This window comes from Siminovitchia sp. FSL H7-0308, from assembly GCF_037980985.1.
GTDB classification, from domain to species: Bacteria; Bacillota; Bacilli; order Bacillales; family Bacillaceae_C; genus Siminovitchia; species Siminovitchia thermophila.
In genome coordinates this window covers 2634785-2654673 of sequence record NZ_CP150282.1, presented here as the reverse complement: position 1 = coordinate 2654673, position 19889 = coordinate 2634785, and the positions used below count along the sequence as shown (strand labels likewise).

The following is a 19889-nucleotide window of genomic DNA, read 5'->3' as shown; positions in this document are numbered from 1 at the left end:
TTCAATGGGAAATTATTATCATACAAATGCGATTTATCGTTATTTGGACGAGAATCCTCATCCTTTATTCAAGTTTCCAAAAGGCAATATTTGGGCGCTCATATATGGAGATAAGAATACGTTTCATCCCAAAGTATTGATTTTGGCGGCTGGAGTGAAAGCCGATGAACCATTGTCGAACAGCTATTACGAAATGTATGCGCTTTTAAACCAGATCAGCCACCGATCAGGGGTTCCGTTTGTCACAATTCTTTTTAGAACAGATGTTACACAAATAACAGAAGTCGCTATGGCAAAAAGAGATGGCAACTTTGCCAACATACCGTTGCCTGAGTTAGCCAAGAAACTGCAATCGTTTCATTTAGAAATGAATCGTAATCCTACAAAAAAAGCGATTAATAGCGAATCATCCAGCGCATACATGAATTGGCAGAGAGGAAATCTCGGAAATCGAATGATTGCGGTTGATATAGACATGTTTAAAATCTCAAGTCAGGACGTTATTGAGCGCTTTTACGAATTAAAACGATCTTATTTTACCCTAAATCAATGGCGGCCATTTTTAGCAGATTACAATAATTTCAGGGTAGTAAGTAAACTTGCGCAAATGAGCGATATACAATTCGATATTGTATATAATAGAAAAACAAAAAACCCTTGTTTTGACGATCCCAGTCAAGTGAGAGTGTTTCATGTTCATTATGATCAAGACATTGTCATATCAGATGGCAGATGCATGACAATACATGATTTCATGAATGATTAGAGACATCTCATGTATGGAGATTTTTATTATGTAAAAGCTTTAAATAAGAGAGTAGAAAATACACGATAACTCCGAGTTTATTTCATTCCACCTGATTCAAAAATGAAATAAATCGAAGGTTAAGCTTTCTTTTTGAATCTGTTGCCTGTATTTAAGTACACCAAGGCAAAAATAATAAGAGTAAGAAGTAAAATAAGACCTATAATCAACAACACTTGTTTCCCTAACACCTCACTTAATGTCAACAATAAGATGCTTAAGCAAACGCCAAACATGATTTTCCCCATAAATTTGCACAAAGCCACTTCATCGTATTGAGCTTTTTCACTGTCAGACATTGTATTATAACCCGCAATCAAAAATGCTCCTTTTCCTCTTGACAATATGATAGCGAAAATGAAAAACGAAATGAAAATAATGATGAGAATGATAGCTTCAAACATAACGGCACCTTCCTTTGCTTCATATTGAATGCAATACTCATGATTGATTTGAATAAGAGTACCAGAAATGCTATAAACGGGTTCTATCCCTTAACCTCCAACTAGCAATTTGATCATGAAATCGACCATTCGCTTTTCGCAACAAGTGGAAGTAGCGAGAACCTGGCTGGTTTCGGTACGAAGCAAAGTCTTTGGGCCATTTCTTCAATCTAACAGCTCTACAACCATGCATTGATTTCATCATAACGCAAAATAGCAAGTTGTGGAAAGGTGTGAAAATAATCTTTTTAAAATATTTCATCAAACAACTTATACAGAAGCTTGAAGGTAATCCTTTTTCTAATGCCACAAAAGGACGACCTCTTTCAAGAAGAAGGTTTTTTGTTTTGACAATATGAACAGATATTATATTTTAGAGTAATGTGATCGTTCTTGTCTTTGAGAAGATGTATTAAACCCTTGTATTGTTTTGTTGTTGTAATCTTTTCGCTTATATGGCATGCAGTCGTGTCGTATCTTTAATAGTGATTACCAATATGTCATTATTTCCGTCGTTGCATCAATCGCGGATGGTGCAACTTCTGTGTTAGTTGCGGCTTCAGCTAAGTGGCGAGCGCTCGTTAGCCTTGTAGGAGTCATCGGTTCAATTATTTGGGGATTGGCGTACATACTTCATTAAATGTATCATCGATGCCTAAAAATAGGAGGAGATTAAATGGCGACCTATCTGTTATATCGGTCAGGAATTCATGATGCGACATTGACATTTCATAGTGACGGGATCTTATTTCGAGAAAGAAACGTTATGACAAACGAATGGGATGATCAGGTAAGCGTAACGGACACACAAACAAAGGCACTGGAAGATTACTACCATATAAATCCGCGAGAGATTTGGGAGCGTCTGGATGAATACAGGAATATTTTTCAAACAGAAAAACAGCAGGTAGTCACGTCCTGGGGGGCTGTTTATCAAAGACTTGAGGAAGATAAAATCGTATGGGTTGAAAGAAAGAAAAAGTTTCCGCTCGATATAGTGCTGGCAGATGGAGAACCAGTTGCCTTTATATGCCCTTCGAGGATCAATTGCAGTGTTTTGGTTAAGGAAGGATATGAAGCAAATACACCTATAAAACTTTGGGATCACCCAAAAGTATCGAAAGCAACATACGGTATTGAACATCTCGGGAGCTTTATGGTGGCTATGAGAGATGAAATTAGATTGGCTACAGATGTATGGGTTCCAAGTAAACTTGAGGGACCAAAGCCGGTTATTTTAGTGAGGACGCCTTATGGACGAATGATATACAAACGATCGTATGTGGATTTCATTCAACGTGGTTATGTCGTCGTTATCCAAGATACGCGAGGAAGACAAGATTCAGAAGGTGAATGGCTACCGATGTATTCAGAGATAGAAGATGGCGATGATACGTTAAATTGGATTGCCGAGCAATCTTGGTGTAACGGAAACATCGGGATGATCGGTGCTTCTTATGGCGGGTATGTTCAATGGGCTGCCGCAGCCAGCGGCAATCCTCATTTAAAGGCCATAGTCAGTATTGTTACCGCCGGAAGTCCTTTTATCGATATTCCCAGAAAAGGGGGCACCTTCGTATCCGGCACGCTCGCTTGGGTCTTTGCAATGGTGGAAAAAGAATTTAAGCCGGAAAATATGCATCGTACAGATTGGGGTAAAGTTTTGAACATTCGGCCATTACGAGATATCCCGAAAAAGGCATTGGGAAAAGAAGTCCCTTTTTGGAACGAATGGATGGCACACCTTGCGAAAGATGATTTTTGGTCAAAGTCGGATTGGTATCAATATAAAGCAAATATTAAGGTGCCAGCCATGATCGTATCAGGATGGTATGATGATAACGGGAAGGGAACGACGGAAGCGCTGGAAGTAGTACAAGACTATGCCGACAATGATAAGAAGATTATTCTCGGGCCGTGGATGCATGATGCAAATACGACTCGTGATATCCAAGGCGTTGCTTTCGGTAATAATGCGCTTCGTTATGATATCGATTTTTACTATTTGCAATGGTTTGATCGGAAACTAAAAGGAATAAATAATGGAATTGATGGCGGCTCAATCGTCGAATATTATGTTACCGGTGAAAACAGATGGGTGACAGCCAAACAATGGCCTCCTGAAAATGTTGAATGGACTAATATGTATATAAGCAGCAAAAGCAGTGCCAAATCTTCCTATGGGGATGGTACTCTATTGTTCGATTCATCTGTCCAGGAGGGGTATGATGAATTTGTATATGATCCGGAAAACCCGGCTCCGCACTTGATTGATCTATCGGAAAATGAAATTGGCGTCCCGGCCAATTATAAAGAAGTGGAAGAAAGAGAGGACGTACTAGTTTACACTTCCGCACCTTTGGATAAACCAATAACGATTGCCGGGGACATTTATGTGAAAATATTCGCCTCCAGCTCTGCCAAAGATACGGATTGGGTTGTTCGCCTAACAGATGTTGACCCGAAAGGCAATTCTATTCAACTAGTGGATGGTGTGTTTTGTGCCCGATTCAGAAAAGGTTTTGAACGAGAGATTTTGCTTGAACCAAATAAAGTGGAAGAATATGTTATTCGCACATCGAAAATAGCCAATACCTTTAAGAAAGGACACCGGATTCGTTTAACGATAACTTCCAGTGCGGATAACTATATTTTTCCAAACTCCAATACCGGAAAAGATCCTGCAACAGATATTGATTTCCTAAAGGCCAAACAACGAGTTTATCATCAAGGGAACCATCTGTCATATGTGCAATTGCCTATCATCAAATAAAAAAGACAAGGATTTCATTAAATGCGATTTAATCGTCAGCTTCGAATACACTTCATAATAGAGAGGTTTTTTATGAAATCTCCTGTATGTTATCAATTAGCCTGATGAGACGATTTTTTGATCCACTTGTTCACGATCCTGAATGAATATCAAAATGTGAGTGAGTTCAACTTTGTTTCTAGCATTATTGGCTTAAAACACAAATGTTGGTTTTGACCGTTTTTAGACGAAAGGTGACCAATACGTGCCACTTTGTCAATGGTAACAAAAAAAGCAAGGGAGCATAAACGCTGAACCCCTTGCTGTTACTGGCTTTTTAGGTACGGCCCCGGCAGGAATCGAACCTGCGACGCACGGTTTAGGAAACCGACGCTCTATCCTCTGAGCTACGGAGCCAAGTTGTTATTCATAAATGACCTTTTCTATTATAATACACATTATCTTTGTTGAAAAGTCCAAAATGATATATACTATAAAATAGACAAACGGAAAAGGATGTACATCCTTGCTTTTCAGTTGTGCGCAGATGAAAAGCGGACAATGTATGGGTGGAGGAGATGTTTATGCAACTGGGCGTACTCATTGGCTTGTCTATCCTTCTTGGTGTTATCGCCGTATTTTTAATATACTTCCTTGGCGGTGCGCTAGATTCGGAAGATTCCAAAAAAATAGATGAGCTACCTTCTGATCAACAAAAAAGTGGCTGATCAAAAACCGCCTGCCGTATAATATTGCAGGCGGTTTTTTTATATAATATGATCTTCAAATCTTCTATTGGTCGGTTATGGACTAGCCGGCTGCTAATAGTTTTGTTAATAATTTGTCAAATTTGTTTGGACTGATGATTTCGTGTGTAATGTATTTTCCATTATAGAACAAACCAAATGTTGTCCAGATTGTCGGTGCATTTTGTGCTTCCTCTTTAGTGGTTATCCTAACAGTTTTAAAAGGGATTCCTTTGTTTTCTGCTATTTTTCCCAGCTCGTCCAATATGCCAACAGCAAATGGACACTGAGCGGTGTAATAAATGGATATGCCTTCGTCATCGAAGAAAGTCTTTAGTTGTTTTTTAAAAGAAGGTAAAACAGCTTGTTCATTCCATCTCAATGCCACTAACTGGAAATAAGGTTCTGTTTGGTCCGCCAACTCAAAACCCATATGTTCAAAGAAACGTTTATCGCTTAAATATGGATATTTTTTCTTTCCCACAATGTGCACAATCCCATCCATGCCACGACTAATCGCATCTTCTTTGCAATGTGCTAGCAATTGCTTGGCATATCCGTTATTTTTATGGCGGCCTGAAACCCACAAGCAGTTGATATACATATAATTTGGTGCATCAATAGGAACCCATGCCATTTCAGCAGGCAAGTATTCTATAAATACTTTTGCACGTTCATCTAAACGGTAAAAAACTAATCCTTCATCCATTCGTTCTGTCAGCCACTTCTTTTTCTCACTTACTGCGTGTTCGTACTGTTTTGCCCCTAATGCGCAGCATATATGTTCGGATTCGATATTCCTTTTTGTTATTTGAACAAATCCCATTGTTCCATCTCCAAATTCATTATTATAGATTGTGATTTTCTCTAAGACGTATGTTACTCCTATTTTAACTTTGCCCGATAATGGAAGCAAACATCATATGGAGTCACGCTGTGAAATGGACAACTGTAATGATCATGAAGCTTGAATTTGCCGCAAAGATGATCGGAAGAGCGGAGCAAAAGGGACACTGGTTCATGATGCCATAACGGATCCCAGTCATGCCCCTAAACAAAGTAATGACGTTAAGACTTTGATAAAAATGTGGTGACAACCGGCAGAAAGAGCAGGCAAAAACAACATGCTCTTCAGCTTCAACAAATGCCAGAGCAACGAAACCCTGATTGAAAGCAACCTAAAGCAACATGATTTGAAGCTCGCACCATCATTGAAAGAAAATGATTGGAAACAAAAAATTGTTGTTGGAAGTCAGGGAACGAGCGTGGCTGCCGGAGAGAAAAAAGCAGGAGATTCTTTGCGTGGTTTTCTCGAAGAAAAAAGAGACTAGATAAAATGAAGAGGGCGGCATTACCCAACAAACGGGCCATTGTTTAAGAAATGTATGAGAAGATGATTATATTCAGCGGAATTTCATAATGAATCACACTCCTTTTGGTTGAATCACTTAAAGGGGTAACTTATCGACAACTATCTATAATTTTTGTCTACTCCTTTCTTTAAAAACATTCTTGTAAACTAATTATTGGAAATAATCGTACTATTAATGCAATATAAATCTTAAGGGATTAGTCAAATTATTTCGCGAATAAAAAAGGATGTTGTAAATGAAAATCAAGGTTACATTTTTGATCATTTTTCTCGTTGTTTCCGTTTTATCCCGCATGTAAGGTGCCGTAAGCCTCCCACTTCAAAATCTTGAGTGAATACAAGAGAAAACGGCACCTAAATGCCCGATTGGTTCAACTAACATTCAGTAGGAGATGGAAGAAAACACCTACTGAATGAAGTTTCACTTTATCCCGCATGTAAGGTGCCGTAAGCCTCCCACTTCAAAATCTTAAGTGAATACAAGAGAAAACGGCACCTAAATGCCCGATTGGTTCAACTAACATTCAGTAGGAGATAGAAGAAAACTCCTACTGAATGAAGTTTCACTTTATTTGCTTACATATTTTTGTTTGCTTATAAACAGAAACCACTTACTTTTGTGGAGGCAAGTGACAATTGGAGTATACACTATGAAGTGAATGAAAAAAATGGCTGTCGAGTAAGCAGTGGATACATTAAATATGTTGGGAACGGATCTATTCCAGAGGTGTTGGAGTACTCTATTTATCGTTCAACAGGAACAGTTCCATTAGAGAAAAATAGCCGTTTTTACGTTACCGTATAGTGGGTGTACTGACATAAGCAAGAATTCGGATATTGAAGCAATCATAAAATGGGATCATCAATCAGAAAGGATACCCTTAACGATACAATGATATTATTGAAGAGGATATATAGGCCATTTCAAAAATTGTGTACGGTAAGGCCTATTGCCAGCGAGGTTGCTATAAAATGATCAAGCCTATTTAAGGAGATTATGTATAATGGCCTATTTGGTTGCGAATATACCCTGGCCTGCGGTAATGAGTCCGTTTTGAGATATGATACAGATCCCTAAGGCACAATGTTCCGCCGCAGATGGCAGGCGGTACAAGGTTGGGAAAGTTTCGGGCCCATCAAAAAAACGACGCCACTACAAGGATGTACGGATTTTGAGGCAGCCAGCAATCGTAAGATTGTCCCTTGTGAGTATAAGATCGTCGTCAATCTGTCCTTATAAACTCTGATACAATGATAAAAAAGTAAAGGAATGGTGATTCAATGGCTGCATTGGTTTTTGACCATATCGTTCATTTTATTGACCGAGATCCGTCATCGGCCATTTTTGAGTGGAAGAAACACGGTCTTCATGCTGTGAAAGGGGGATCGCATCTTCAATGGGGAAGTTGGAACAGTTTGCTCTACTTCGGGCTTTCATATGTGGAATACTTGGCGATAGAACACGATGCGATTGCTAGAACTTCCAGCAATCCTTTAATACAACAAATGAACGAAGATTTACAGAAAGGGGAAGGATTCGGAACGATCTGTTTTAGAACGCATAACTTACTATCGCTTCGTGAACGGCTCGTTGCTTCAGGTTTTACACCCGGAGAAATAGTAAACGCGGAACGGATAAGAGAAGACGGAACGATGTTGCGGTGGAAAATGATGTTTGTGGAAACTCCATCTTTCCCGATCCGCTATCCCTTCTTCATCCAATGGGAACAGGATGATTCGGACAGGTTCAAAGAATTTTCTGAGCGGGGTATGATCCCGGAAAAACAGCAAACATTTACACGTAAACAAAATTGATTATGCTGTCCCATCACCTGAAGAGTACGCTGCTCATTGGGGAAAATTGCTGCAATCGCCGGAACCATCTGTTGTTTTAGATGAGTTTTACAAGAAAGAGGCCATTTTGCTTCAGGTAGGAAACGTGGAATTGAAGTTTATACAAGGCAAAGCAAAGCGTCCGATCGCTATTCATGTAAATCATTTTAACATTAAAAAATCAATCGAACTGTTTAACGGCCTTTATGTATTTTACTAACTGAACGATCATTTCTTATGTTTCATTTGTGTTGACATCGGGTAAAAGAGAATTGAAAGGCTCTCTGCCTTTTTCCATGAATAACTAACATGGGAGGAGATGGAAAAATGTCTTTAGTACCATTTGACCCTTTTCGCCAACTGGACAATATGAGGAGAGATTTAAATCGGTTATTTTCGACGGACTTTGGGATGGACAGGGAGTTCGGCATACCGAAAGTGGATGTGTATGAAACGGAAAACGAAGTGGTAGCCACATGTGATCTTCCCGGGCTGGAAAAGAAAGATGATGTCCAGATTCATATCAATGATCAGAACACGCTGACGATCAGCGGAATCATCCAACGCTCCAATGAGATTAAGGAAGACAGAATGCACAAGCAGGAGCGTTTTACAGGTCGCTTTCAGCGGACGATCCCTTTGCCGTCACCGGTATCGTTGGAGGGCAATGCAAAAGCCACCTATAAAAATGGGGTACTCGAAATTCGAATGCCGAAAATGCAAGATGACGGTCAAAACAGAAACAAAATCGATGTTGATTTTCATTAAAATAGAAGCCGGAGGAGCAGCCTCCGGCTTTTTCTTTATTTACAATGGGAAAGTCTGGATTTTATTCGTACAACAACAGCCTGGTGTTTCCCAGCTTCAGCATATTTTTCAAGGGTGTCGATCACAAAGTCGTTTTGACGTACTAGTGCAGGAGTGCAAGCGACTCGACTTGTCAAAGAAAGCTAGGAACAACATCATCATCGTACGAGAAAAAGCGCAAGCTGTTTGTGGACGTTGCTGCTGGGCCTTGCCAACAGACCGCTTTCGATCTTGAGCTCTGTTTTCGTTTCTTATCAGTGAAGTTTAAAGGCTCCCAAACTAAGAATGCCCCGTCGGCATGCTCCAAATCTTATGGGCCTAACCCACCCGTTTGATGTCATTGCCTATGTTCCCGGTACTTCGCTAAACGGCCACTTGCGCTTTTCTTGTGAGAAAGGTTAAAATATTCAGTATATATTCAAATTCAGGGAGGAAGGTAGATGTATACATACGCAAGCTTTTCCATGCCGCCTGTTATTATTTACGGAAGCCATGCTTTTGAAAAAGTGGGTGAACTAACAGCAGAGAGAGGAAAGAAAGCACTTATTGTAAGTGATAGGATCATGGAAAAGCTCGGAAATGTGGAAAAATGCCGGCATTATTTGACATCCTCCGAAATATCCAGTGTTTTATATCTCGATATCGATTCTGAGCCGACTGATCGCTACGTGACCGAGGCGCTCAAACTGTACATCGCTCACGATTGTGACGTTATTGTCTCCCTTGGAGGAGGCAGCTGCATTGATACAGCGAAAGCGGTCGGCGTTTTGGCAACAAACGGGGGCAATATTGGGGATTACATGGGTGGAAAGAAGCTTGCAAAAAATGCGCCCGTGCCCCATATCGCCATTCCAACGACAGCCGGTACAGGCTCGGAAGCAACAGATGCGACAGTGATTACGAATACTTCCAACCACGTCAAAATGATGATAAAACAGCCGGCTTTTATGCCTGCGTGTGCCATTGTCGATCCTATTTTAACGGTGTCATCACCGAAAAATGTGACAGCCGCTACAGGAATAGATGCTTTAAGTCACGCCATTGAAGCATACTTATCAAAAAAAGCGCATCCCATGACAGATATGTATTCGTTGTCGGCGATGAAACTGATAGTGGAATATATTGAAAGCGCTTATCGCGAAGGGGACAATATCGCTGCACGTGAAAAGGTGTCCTTGGGTTCTTTGCAGGCTGGGATTGCTTTTTCCAATGCTTCGGTTTGTTTGGTTCATGGCATGTCCCGGCCGATTGGGGCCTTGTTTCATGTTCCGCACGGCATTTCCAATGCCATGCTTCTCCCGGCCGTATTGGAGTACAGTAAAGATGCCTGCGTTGACAGGCTCGCAGATTTGGGAAGAATCTTTGAAAGGGACAAAGCCTTCACCAATGAAGAGGCGGCTGAAGTGGCTATTGCCTCGGTGAAAAAGCTTTGTGCCCGGCTGGACATTCCCAACCTGAAAAGTTGGGGAATAGAAGAGGGGACCTTCAGACAATCCTTGGCCAAGATGGCGAAGGATGCGATTGACAGCGGCAGTCCGGCCAATCATCCAAAGGTGCCGAGTGTTGAAGAGTTAATGGAGCTTTATATGGTTTGTTACGATTATCCGTTTGCAGTGCAGGAAATCAGTGGCAAACCGCTTCATTAATCCATTATGTTTGGTCATTGGCTTTTACATTCTCATAACCATTGACGACCAAATCAAGCTTGCCTGTAACGGGATCAATCACGAGCCCGTGAACCGGAATTTCACCCGCCATTAATGGGTGATTTCGAATCATATTGACACTGTGTTCAACGCTTTGTTCCACGCTGTCAAACCCTGTCAGCCATTCATCCAGGTTGATGCCGGCGTTTTGGATAATATCCAATGTGTCCTGTTTAATGCCGCGAAGTTTCATTTTCTCTAGAACTTGATCACTTTCGATAGCGCTCATGCCGCAATCGTGATGACCAATGACATAAACTTCATCCGCCTTTAATTCATAAACGGCAATAAGCAGGCTCCGCATAATACTTCCAAATGGATGGGTGAGAATAGCTCCCGCATTTTTTACCACTTTTACGTCACCGTTTTTCATATTCATTGCCTTATGGAGCAATTCAACGAGGCGCGTGTCCATGCATGTTAAAATAACAAGTTTCTTATCTGGGAATTTTGTTGTTGCATAAGCTTCGTACATTTTTTCTTCAATAAATGTTTGGTTGTATTTAAGGATTTCATTTAATAAGGACATGATGATCTTCCCTCCTAAGGCAATATTGGATTGAAATATAAATTCATTTTACAGAAAATGATGGTGAAAAAAAAGTTTGACGTTCTGTTTTGCATTTTGTATGATGTTGGAAGATATGTTGGGAGAGGTTCATAGCGTCAACCCTCTATAAAAAACTATGGCTAATAAGAATCGCCATATCAGTTAGATATGGCTTTATTTTTTGCCCATAAGTTGAACCTCCTCCCAAAAACTATTTAGGGAGGCTTTTTTTATGACTGAAAGACAGGAAGATCGTTTAAAAGATTTGAAGCTCTTGGGAAACAAGGAAACGAAATACTTATTTCATTACTCACCGGAAGTGTTGGAGGCGATTGATAATTTGCATGTAAACCGCGACTATTTTATTAAATTTAACTGTCCGGAATTTACATCACTGTGCCCTCAGACACACCAGCCGGATTTTGCCACGTTGTATATCAGTTATATTCCGGATACAAAAATTGTGGAGAGCAAGTCGTTAAAATTGTATCTGTTCAGCTTCCGGAATCATGGAGATTTTCATGAGGACTGTGTCAACATTATCATGAACGATTTGATTCAATTGCTTGATCCTCGATATATTGAGGTGTGGGGGAAGTTTACGCCAAGGGGCGGGCTTTCGATCGACCCTTATTGCAATTATGGAAGGCCGGACACGAAATACGAACAAATGGCCGAATATCGCTTGATGAATCACGATATGTATCCTGAAAAAGTGGATAACCGCTAAAATGCTTTTTTATTTAAACGGAGCGTTTGTCGGCCTGTTGGTTTTGTCCAATATATTGGCGGTAAAACTGATTAGCATTGGAAATTGGGTCGTCCTGCCGGCCGCTGTGATCATTTATATCTTTACTTATCCGATTACCGATACGATTACGGAAGTATATGGAAAGGAAGCTGCAAAGCAAACAGTGATGGCGGGTCTTATTACGCAAATATTGGCGGTTATTTTTATATATGTCGCGATCAAGCTGCCCGCGGCACCTTTTTATCAAAATCAAGCTGAGTTTGAAGCCATTTTTACTTCTGGATTCCGCGTTACGATTGCCAGCTTGGTTTCCTTTCTCATCAGCCAAAATTTGGATGTGGCATTGTTTCACAAGTTGAAAGAACGGCACGGGGATAAAGGTCTTTGGATTCGGAACAATGCATCAACGATGACGAGTCAGCTGGTAGACACAACTATTTTTATTACAATTGCCTTTTACGGAACGATGCCTGTCGGGGCACTCGCCGGGCTTATTTTGACCCAGTATTCCTTTAAATTTGTAATGGCCATTTTTGATACGCCATTCGTTTATTTGCTCGTCCGCTTGTGCAGACGAGAGTTTCAAAGAAAATCGTCACTCCACAAATTTTCATGAGGAAAAATAAAAACTTTTGCAAAAAATGAAACGAATGACTAATCAATTACGTATATAGATTATCGGAATGATAGAAAAGGTGGGATGTTCAAAAAAATAAAATATGATAAAAGGAATGAGTGTCGATGACTCTTTTTGGTATGCCGATCGAGACGGTTTATTTAATATTATTAATCGTTTCAGGAAGTCTAAGCATTTTATATTTATTATTTGGAGATGTGCTGGAAGGAATTGGCGAAGTTTCCCCTTTTCTCCACCCTGTTCTCATCTTTGCTTTTATCACTTTTTTCTCAGCCGGAGGATATATTCTCGAAACGACCACGCCTCTAAACAGCATGCTGATTGTGGGAATTGCCGCTTTTGCCGCTCTGCTTTTGGATACCCTTCTTAACGTATTTGTACTGATTCCACTATCTTCTGCTGAACAATCGTTAAGTTATACGGAACAATCATTAGAGGGAAGAATCGGGAAAACAATCATTCCTATACCGAAAGAAGGATACGGGGAAGTCATTATCGACAGTTACAGCGGAAGTATTTCCAAGCCTGCAGCCAGCTTTGAGGAAGCTGCTGCAATTCCAGAAGGAACTGAAGTGCTTGTCGTTGAAGTAAAGAATGGTGTTTTATATGTTGTTCCTTACAAGAAAAATTTTACATAAAGGGGGAATAAAGTAATGGGAGTTGGCGTTTGGATTGTTGTCGGCATTGTTATTTTCATACTGGTTGCCTTGCTTGCTATCATCATCACGAAATACCGTACGGCGGGTCCGGATGAAGCTTTAATTGTAACAGGAAGCTATTTGGGAGGGAAAAATGTTCACGTCGATGATGCGGGTAATAAAATTAAAATCATTCGTGGCGGAGGAGCTTTTATCCTTCCTGTTTTTCAACAGGCCCAACCATTAAGCCTTTTATCGAGCAAACTTGAAGTAACAACACCTGAAGTTTATACAGAGCAAGGCGTGCCGGTCATGGCAGATGGAACGGCGATCATTAAAATCGGCGGCTCCATAAGCGAGATCGCAACCGCCGCTGAACAATTTTTGGGAAAAACGAAAGAAGAGCGCGAAAATGAAGCGAAAGAAGTATTGGAGGGACATCTCCGCTCCATCCTCGGTTCCATGACAGTCGAAGAAATTTATAAAAACCGCGACAAATTTTCCCAGGAAGTACAGCGGGTAGCTTCACAAGATTTGGCCAAAATGGGATTGATCATCGTCTCATTCACTATCAAAGAAGTTCGCGATAAAAATGGATACTTGGATTCACTTGGAAAACCCCGAATCGCCCAAGTAAAACGGGACGCGGATATCGCAACGGCCGACGCGGAAAAAGAAACGCGGATTAAGCGGGCGGAAGCGGCAAAAGAAGCAAAGAAAGCGGAGCTTGAAAGGGCGACGGAGATTGCTGAAGCGGAAAAAATCAATCAATTGAAAATGGCCGAGTTTCGGCGCGAGCAAGAGATTGCCAAGGCGAGCGCGGACCAAGCGTATGATCTTGAATCTGCCCGCTCCAAGCAGGAAGTAACCGAACAAGAAATGCAAATCAAAATTATTGAACGTCAAAAGCAAATAGAATTGGAAGAAAAAGAAATTTTAAGACGCGAACGTCAGTATGATTCTGAAGTGAAGAAAAAAGCAGATGCCGATCGTTATGCGGTTGAGCAAGGAGCGACGGCCGAAAAAATGAGACAAATTGCTGAAGCGGATGCCCATAAATATCGGGTGGAAGCTACCGCTAAAGCAGATGCTGAGCGCGTTCGGCTAGATGGAATCGCCAAAGCGGATGCCGAGCGAGCGAAAGGGGAGACCGAAGCCGAAGTGATCCGCCTGAAAGGGATTTCCGAAGCGGAAGCAAAACGCAAAGTGGCGGAAGCTTTCGAACAATACGGACAGGCGGCAGTTCTCGATATGGTTTTGAAAATGCTTCCTGAATATGCCAAACAAGTCGCCGCCCCTCTTGGAAATATTGATAAAATTACCGTTGTTGATACAGGCGCAGGCGGTGATGGCGGAGCGAACAAAGTGAGTGGGTACGCCACAAATCTGATGGCCACGATGCAGGAGACACTGAAAGCATCTTCGGGAATCGATGTGAAGGAACTTTTGGAAAACCTTTCCGGCAAAAATACGTATGACAGCCTGGTCGGAGGGACATATGATTTGAGAGGCGCGAAAGAAGAAACAGAAACCACTCAAGGGGAGACTGTATAACGCATAGAAACCATGTTACGGAACTATGGAACGAAACCATGGTACGGAAAGTTGATTTCCGTCCATGGTTGTTTCCTATTTTCGTAGTGTTACTCTTATTTTCCAGTTGTTTGCAATTTATTAATAAATCGCAAGGCCCGGCCAGTCCCGACAGCCACTGATTCGAGCGGATTCGGGGCAATATGGACGGGAACGATGATTTCATCGCTAAGCCATTCTTTCATGCCGTTTAACAGGGCTCCGCCACCGGATAAAACGACCCCATGGTCAACAATGTCACCGCTCAATTCAGCCGGACAATTTTCCAGTGTGGCCCGGATTGCTTCTAAAATATGAAGCAATGATTCTTTTATGGCTTCCTGAATTTCGGTTGACCTAAGCGTAATGGTTTTTGGCAAACCTGTAACGAGGTCGCGACCGCGAACGGCCATTGTTTGTTCTGGATGTTCAATCAAGGCGTAACCAATTTCTATTTTAATATTTTCCGCTGTTCTTTCACCAATCAGTAAATTATATCCTTTCCGCACATGCTGGATAATATTTTCATTCAAGAGGTCTCCGCCTATGCGGACCGTGTTGCAATTAACGACTCCGCCGTACGAAATAATGGCGACTTCCGTGGTGCCCCCGCCGATATCGACAATGACGTTTGCGACAGGTTCTTCAACTGGAAGATCCGCTCCGATAGCAGCGGCAACAGGCTCTTCGATCAAATGGACATTTTTCGCTCCGCAAGATTTGACCGCATCATGGATGGCCCGTCTTTCAACAGAGGTGGCGCCTGAAGGAGTACAAACGACGACATCGGGCTTCCTGATCGCAACACCCACCGTCTTTGCGGCTTTTTTCATCACATGCTTCAGCATTTGACTTGTAATATCAAAGTCTGCAATAACGCCATCACGTAATGGCCGCACAGCAATGATGTTAGCAGGTGTTTTTCCGATCATATCCTTTGCTTCTGACCCCACCGCTATTACTTGCTTCGTATCCGCATTAACTGCAACGACGGAAGGTTCATTTAAAACTATACCCTTATTTTTTGTATGCACGAGTACGTTCGCCGTGCCAAGATCGATTCCGATTTCAAGATTTGAAAACATATGTACCACCTTGCCTTTTTATTATAAAGTCCATGCTTTGCATATATAAAAGTATAATCAATTTGGTACAAGAATTCTTCTTACATATTATGGCAGAACGGCTTTGTTACAGAAAAACAGCTTATGCAGATTAAAAAGCATTGAAATGTAGCGGTTTATGGAAGATCTTCCCGGCGCTTGTTATACAAATTTAACTAATTTGTAATAAGCACTGGTGGAAAGAGAAGATAAGTAGAATTGTTGTTTTGATCATAGGTTTTCAGATGTTTGTCAGTGTGTATATGGCAGCGGCATGAGGTAAATAGAATGTTGTTTTTATCGTAGGTTTTCAGATGCTTGTCGACGTGTATGGCATGAGATGAATGGAATTGGGGCTGGGACACAAGTTAAAAGCTGATTGATACTCGTAAAAATCGTTAGAATAAAACCGCGTGAAATCAAGAGGTACTTACCAGGTTTTCAAACTTGAATTCACGCGGTATATTCATTTTTACAGGGTTCTGTCCCGGTCCCTTTTACGTTCGGGCTCTTTTTGTTCTTCTGTTTTAGGCTGGTTGCTGGAGCTAGAGCTACCGACCAGCCAATGATAATCGGTCTGTCGCAAAATACTAACGAAGGGATAGTTCGCTATCAAATGCGATTGGTTTCTCTGGCAGTTAGTAGTTGTAAGGTTAAACCAATAATGCGAAACGCAAGAGGAGACCGGAAGGGCTCCGTCAATCCAAAAAGATAATCATACATCATAAGGAACTGACATGTGCATGGCTTAAGGTCGCCTGTATTATAATGCAATCTTTGAGAAGAATTCGGCTAATTCCTTGCTTTCCTTTTTTCTTTTTTTACGGTGGGCCGCCCGAGTTTGGGCCGTTTCATGAAGCCAGCGTTCTTCCTCGGATTCGGGAACTGCTTTTGGAACAGGGGACGGATTTCCATTTTCGTCTAAAGCAACGAATGTTAGAAACGAAAAAGCCGCAATGGATTTTTCTCCAGATAATAAATGTTCGGAAACGACTTTGACAAACACTTCCATCGAAGTCCGTCCGCTCCTGGTGACAATTGCTTCCAACGTAACGGCATCTCCAATTCGGATGGGTTTAAAAAAATCAACTGAATCTGTTGAAGCTGTTACGACGGGTTTCCTGGCAAATTTGGTAGCTGCGATAGAAGCCACGTCATCAATATGGGACATTAATTTTCCTCCGAATAAATTGCCGTGATGATTCGTATCAGGCGGTGATACATGGCTTGTCTTAATTGTTATTGTTTCTCTCATCTTTTTTTCAAGTTGCTCAACCATCCTAATCACCTCTAAGTAGTCAAAACTGATCATATTATATCATTGTGTTCAGGCTAGGTAAAAATTTTTCAAAAAAGAAGTTTAAGTATATAAAAATACGGGAATTGTTAAATATGCTTTGCACCTTCATCGGCCATGGACGTCTCTTGTCTCTTTATTTTAGGAATCAATTTATGGATAGGGGGAGATGTCATGATGGACAAGCTGACGAAGAAAATCAGATGTAACCCGGATGGCACATTGCTCATTAGGCGTTGGGATGATCGTTTAGTAGTCAAAGGAAAGACAGAGGAAGGCGCACCGGGAATGAGAGATATACGTTTCCATGGTCAAGAGGAATCTACTGGGGATGATGGCTACAACTGGGAAACAGAACTGGATTATTATTAATGAGGCGAAAGTAGAGTTGTTTCCAAAGAGCAATAAATTGACGAAACATAACAGATCGTGGAAAGAATTGGGAAATCGGGCATATCAGCCCGATTTTTTTATGTAATATTTGCATTGCTTTCCAGTGGATGGTGGAAAGCAACGCTGCAGCCCATATTGGCGGTTTGGCGGGTGGCAAATAAGCAGCAGACAAACCGCGGTGTACCCGCGTATAAAGAAAAATACCCGCGTATAGAGAAAAATACCCGCGTATAGAGAAAAATACTACCCGCGTATAGAGGAAAATACCCGCGTATAGAGGAAAAATACCCGCGTATAGAGGAAAATACCCGCGTATAGAGGAAAATACCCGCGTATAAAGAAAAATACCCGCGTATAGAGGAAAATACCCGCGTATAGAGGAAAATACCCGCGCATAAAGGAAAATACCCGCGTATAAAGGAAAATACCCGCGTATAGAGAAAAATACCCGCGTATAGAGAAAAATACCCGCGTATAAGGAGAAATACCCGCGTATAAGAGAAAAATACCCGCGGATAACTGATAAGAGTATCCGCGGGTGGTCATGGCAGGTATAATAGGGTGTTTAAAATGCCCATTCTCCGTTGCGGAAGACAGGTTCACGCTTTCCGCTCTCTGTAATGCCGTCAATGTCCATTTGGTCTGAACCGATCATGAAATCAACATGGGTTATGCTCGTATTAAGCCCTTTTGCTTCCAGTTCTGCCTGGCTCATGTTTTTTCCTCCTTCAAGACAAAAAGCATAAGCGCTTCCGATGGCAATATGGTTCGAGGCATTTTCGTCAAACAGGGTGTTGTAAAATAAGATGTTTGACTGGGAAATGGGGGAGCTGAACGGTACGAGCGCCACTTCGCCTAAATAATGGGAGCCTTCGTCTGTTTCGATCAGTCCTTTTAGTATTTCTTCGCCTTCCTTCGCTTTGACATCGACAATTCTTCCTTTTTCAAAGGTAAGGGTAAAACCGTCAATAATGTTTCCGCCATAGCTGAGCGGCTTCGTATTCGTTACAACACCGTTAACCCCCAACTTGTGAGGCACTGTAAATACTTCCTCTGTTGGCATGTTGGCCATAAATTCATCGCCTTTTTCATTTGTGCTGCCTGCTCCGACCCAGAGATGGCCTTCGGGGAGTTCAATCGTCAAGTCTGTCCCAGGGGCTTTATAGTGAAGCTGTTTATAGCGCTTTTTATTTAAATAATCCACTTTTTCATGGAGCGATTGATCATGCTTTTTCCACGCAGCAATCGGATCTTCCTGATCTGCTCTCGTTGCTTGAAAGATTGCTTCCCACAGTTTATCAATTTGTTCATCAGCAGGAGCATCCGGAAATACTTTTTTGGCCCAATCCGCGGAAGGGGCGGCAATGACGGTCCAGCTTATTTTATCTGATTGGATATATTGGCGGTATTTGTGCAAAGCAGTTCCCGCCGCCTTTTGAAAGTTGACAATGCGCTTCGGATCTACGCCTTTCAGCAAGTCGGGACTGGAAGAGACCACCGACATAAAAGCGGTACCTTGCTCAGCAAGCTCTTCCATTTCTTTTGCCCGCCACTTTGGAAACTCATGAAAAACTTCGTCTGGAGCCAGATCATATTTTAAACGGGAAACGATGTCATCATTCCAGTTGACGATGACATTCTTTGCCCCGGCCTCATATGCTTTTTTGACGATTAGCCGGATAAAATCAACGCTGTTCAAAGCAGTGTTAATAAAAAGCGTCTGTCCTGTTTGAATATTAACTCCTACTTTGACTGCCAGTTCCGCGTATTTTTCCAGCTGTTCCTGAAAATGACTCATACAACATTCTCCTTTGTGATAAAAATGTATTTTTATCATACCAATATTGGCAGGACAAACCAATTCATCCGTTATTTGATTCCAAGGAGTTCCCGGTAATCATATGGATTTCGAATAATATCTGCCAAAGTATATTCATCCAAAACAGCCAAATAGGAGGAGAGGGCACGATTCAATACATGTTTTAAACCACATACCGGAGAAATAACACAATTCGAAGGGCCATCTCCAAAACATTCCACGAGATTAAAGTCATCTTCGGTCTGTCTGACAATCTTCCCAATATTGACTTCTTCAGGAGGTAGTGCCAGTTTTATGCCGCCGTTACGCCCGCGGATTGTTTGAATAACCCCCATTTTTCCAAGCTCATGAATGACTTTCATCAAGTGGTTTCTAGAAATGCCATACGCTTCCGCAATCTCCGTAATATTGGACAGCTCGTCTTGTTTTTTGGAAGCCAAATATATTAAAACTCGCAATGAGTAGTCCGTATAATTTGTCAGTCTCATCATGATCACCCATTTTAATTTTATCATTTTTATAAAAAATAAGCTTGATTACAAAACATGGATTCAAAATACATGTTTTGTGGCTAAAATAAGTCTGTATTATGGCAGCTTTTTTACACATCGAAAAAAGGGATTGTGTAGTTGTCAGCTATGTTTTATTGTATACTTAAAGATACA

Annotated in this window: 20 protein-coding genes and 1 tRNA gene; 13 read left to right on the top strand and 8 right to left on the bottom strand. The window is 41.4% G+C overall.

Annotation, left to right across the window (positions count from 1 at the left end; genetic code table 11):
• The first annotated feature begins 4 nt into the window (after positions 1 to 4).
• Positions 5 to 766 carry a hypothetical protein gene (locus tag MHB50_RS12745; RefSeq protein ID WP_340083861.1) on the top strand — a complete coding sequence of 254 codons (762 nt, stop codon included), beginning with the start codon at positions 5 to 7 and terminating at the stop codon, positions 764 to 766.
• 119 nt (positions 767 to 885) lie between these two features.
• On the opposite strand, the gene MHB50_RS12740 is transcribed toward MHB50_RS12745, so the two are convergent.
• Positions 886 to 1209: a DUF3784 domain-containing protein gene (locus MHB50_RS12740; protein ID WP_339163996.1), complete on the bottom strand. Its 324-nt coding sequence runs from the start codon at positions 1207 to 1209 to the stop codon at positions 886 to 888.
• Positions 1210 to 1924: 715 nt separating this feature from the next.
• Between MHB50_RS12740 and MHB50_RS12735 the strand changes: the two genes are divergently transcribed.
• Positions 1925 to 4021: a CocE/NonD family hydrolase gene (locus MHB50_RS12735; RefSeq protein ID WP_340083860.1), complete on the top strand. Its 2097-nt coding sequence runs from the start codon at positions 1925 to 1927 to the stop codon at positions 4019 to 4021.
• 323 nt (positions 4022 to 4344) lie between these two features.
• Here MHB50_RS12735 and MHB50_RS12730 read toward each other — a convergent pair.
• A tRNA-Arg gene (locus tag MHB50_RS12730) sits at positions 4345 to 4417 on the bottom strand.
• 167 nt (positions 4418 to 4584) lie between these two features.
• Between MHB50_RS12730 and MHB50_RS12725 the strand changes: the two genes are divergently transcribed.
• Positions 4585 to 4728 carry a hypothetical protein gene (locus MHB50_RS12725; protein WP_171973774.1) on the top strand — a complete coding sequence of 48 codons (144 nt, stop codon included), beginning with the start codon at positions 4585 to 4587 and terminating at the stop codon, positions 4726 to 4728.
• Between the two features lie 82 nt (positions 4729 to 4810).
• Here MHB50_RS12725 and MHB50_RS12720 read toward each other — a convergent pair whose 3' ends face one another.
• A complete protein-coding gene (locus MHB50_RS12720; RefSeq protein WP_340083859.1) occupies positions 4811 to 5572 on the bottom strand; it encodes a GNAT family N-acetyltransferase in 762 nt (253 codons plus the stop codon).
• A 1827-nt stretch (positions 5573 to 7399) separates the two neighbouring features.
• Between MHB50_RS12720 and MHB50_RS12715 the strand changes: the two genes are divergently transcribed.
• The 5 genes from MHB50_RS12715 (at position 7400) to MHB50_RS12695 (ending at position 10404) form a co-directional block, all read left to right on the top strand.
• Positions 7400 to 7933, top strand: a complete 534-nt coding sequence (locus tag MHB50_RS12715) for a VOC family protein (RefSeq protein WP_340083858.1) — start codon at positions 7400 to 7402, stop codon at positions 7931 to 7933.
• A gap of 46 nt (positions 7934 to 7979) precedes the next feature.
• The gene (locus MHB50_RS12710; protein WP_340083857.1) at positions 7980 to 8171 is read left to right on the top strand and encodes a hypothetical protein; all 192 of its coding nucleotides are present in this window, start codon (positions 7980 to 7982) and stop codon (positions 8169 to 8171) included.
• A 107-nt stretch (positions 8172 to 8278) separates the two neighbouring features.
• Positions 8279 to 8719, top strand: coding sequence for an Hsp20/alpha crystallin family protein (locus MHB50_RS12705; protein WP_077109512.1), 441 nt, complete (start codon positions 8279 to 8281; stop codon positions 8717 to 8719).
• Positions 8703 to 8993: a hypothetical protein gene (locus MHB50_RS12700; RefSeq protein ID WP_139345525.1), complete on the top strand. Its 291-nt coding sequence runs from the start codon at positions 8703 to 8705 to the stop codon at positions 8991 to 8993. Before MHB50_RS12705 ends, MHB50_RS12700 begins: the two co-directional genes overlap by 17 nt.
• Before the next feature lie 205 nt (positions 8994 to 9198).
• Positions 9199 to 10404: an iron-containing alcohol dehydrogenase gene (locus MHB50_RS12695; protein ID WP_077109513.1), complete on the top strand. Its 1206-nt coding sequence runs from the start codon at positions 9199 to 9201 to the stop codon at positions 10402 to 10404.
• A gap of 4 nt (positions 10405 to 10408) precedes the next feature.
• On the opposite strand, the gene MHB50_RS12690 is transcribed toward MHB50_RS12695, so the two are convergent.
• Positions 10409 to 10993 carry a carbonic anhydrase gene (locus MHB50_RS12690; protein WP_077109514.1) on the bottom strand — a complete coding sequence of 195 codons (585 nt, stop codon included), beginning with the start codon at positions 10991 to 10993 and terminating at the stop codon, positions 10409 to 10411.
• 253 nt (positions 10994 to 11246) lie between these two features.
• Between MHB50_RS12690 and queF the strand changes: the two genes are divergently transcribed.
• The 4 genes from queF (at position 11247) to MHB50_RS12670 (ending at position 14594) form a co-directional block, all read left to right on the top strand.
• Positions 11247 to 11744: a preQ(1) synthase gene (gene queF, locus MHB50_RS12685; protein WP_077109515.1), complete on the top strand. Its 498-nt coding sequence runs from the start codon at positions 11247 to 11249 to the stop codon at positions 11742 to 11744.
• 1 nt (position 11745) lies between these two features.
• A complete protein-coding gene (locus tag MHB50_RS12680; protein WP_077109516.1) occupies positions 11746 to 12381 on the top strand; it encodes a queuosine precursor transporter in 636 nt (211 codons plus the stop codon).
• Positions 12382 to 12506: 125 nt separating this feature from the next.
• Entirely contained in the window at positions 12507 to 13040 is a 534-nt protein-coding gene (locus MHB50_RS12675) for an NfeD family protein (RefSeq protein WP_339163989.1), read from the top strand.
• Between the two features lie 15 nt (positions 13041 to 13055).
• Positions 13056 to 14594: a flotillin family protein gene (locus MHB50_RS12670; RefSeq protein ID WP_077109518.1), complete on the top strand. Its 1539-nt coding sequence runs from the start codon at positions 13056 to 13058 to the stop codon at positions 14592 to 14594.
• A gap of 95 nt (positions 14595 to 14689) precedes the next feature.
• Here MHB50_RS12670 and mreBH read toward each other — a convergent pair whose 3' ends face one another.
• The gene (mreBH, locus tag MHB50_RS12665; protein WP_077109519.1) at positions 14690 to 15697 is read right to left on the bottom strand and encodes a rod-share determining protein MreBH; all 1008 of its coding nucleotides are present in this window, start codon (positions 15695 to 15697) and stop codon (positions 14690 to 14692) included.
• Between the two features lie 781 nt (positions 15698 to 16478).
• Positions 16479 to 16994, bottom strand: coding sequence for an acyl-CoA thioesterase (locus MHB50_RS12660; protein WP_077109520.1), 516 nt, complete (start codon positions 16992 to 16994; stop codon positions 16479 to 16481).
• A gap of 192 nt (positions 16995 to 17186) precedes the next feature.
• On the opposite strand from MHB50_RS12660, the gene MHB50_RS12655 reads away from it, so the two are divergent.
• Positions 17187 to 17384 (top strand): hypothetical protein, encoded by a 198-nt coding sequence (locus tag MHB50_RS12655; RefSeq protein WP_077109521.1) that lies wholly within the window; start codon positions 17187 to 17189, stop codon positions 17382 to 17384.
• A gap of 586 nt (positions 17385 to 17970) precedes the next feature.
• Here the strand turns inward: MHB50_RS12655 and MHB50_RS12650 are convergent.
• Both MHB50_RS12650 and MHB50_RS12645 read right to left on the bottom strand, forming a co-directional pair.
• Positions 17971 to 19203: an aminopeptidase gene (locus MHB50_RS12650; RefSeq protein ID WP_339163986.1), complete on the bottom strand. Its 1233-nt coding sequence runs from the start codon at positions 19201 to 19203 to the stop codon at positions 17971 to 17973.
• 71 nt (positions 19204 to 19274) lie between these two features.
• Positions 19275 to 19712 carry an Rrf2 family transcriptional regulator gene (locus tag MHB50_RS12645; protein WP_077109524.1) on the bottom strand — a complete coding sequence of 146 codons (438 nt, stop codon included), beginning with the start codon at positions 19710 to 19712 and terminating at the stop codon, positions 19275 to 19277.
• Between the last annotated feature and the right edge of the window lie 177 nt (positions 19713 to 19889).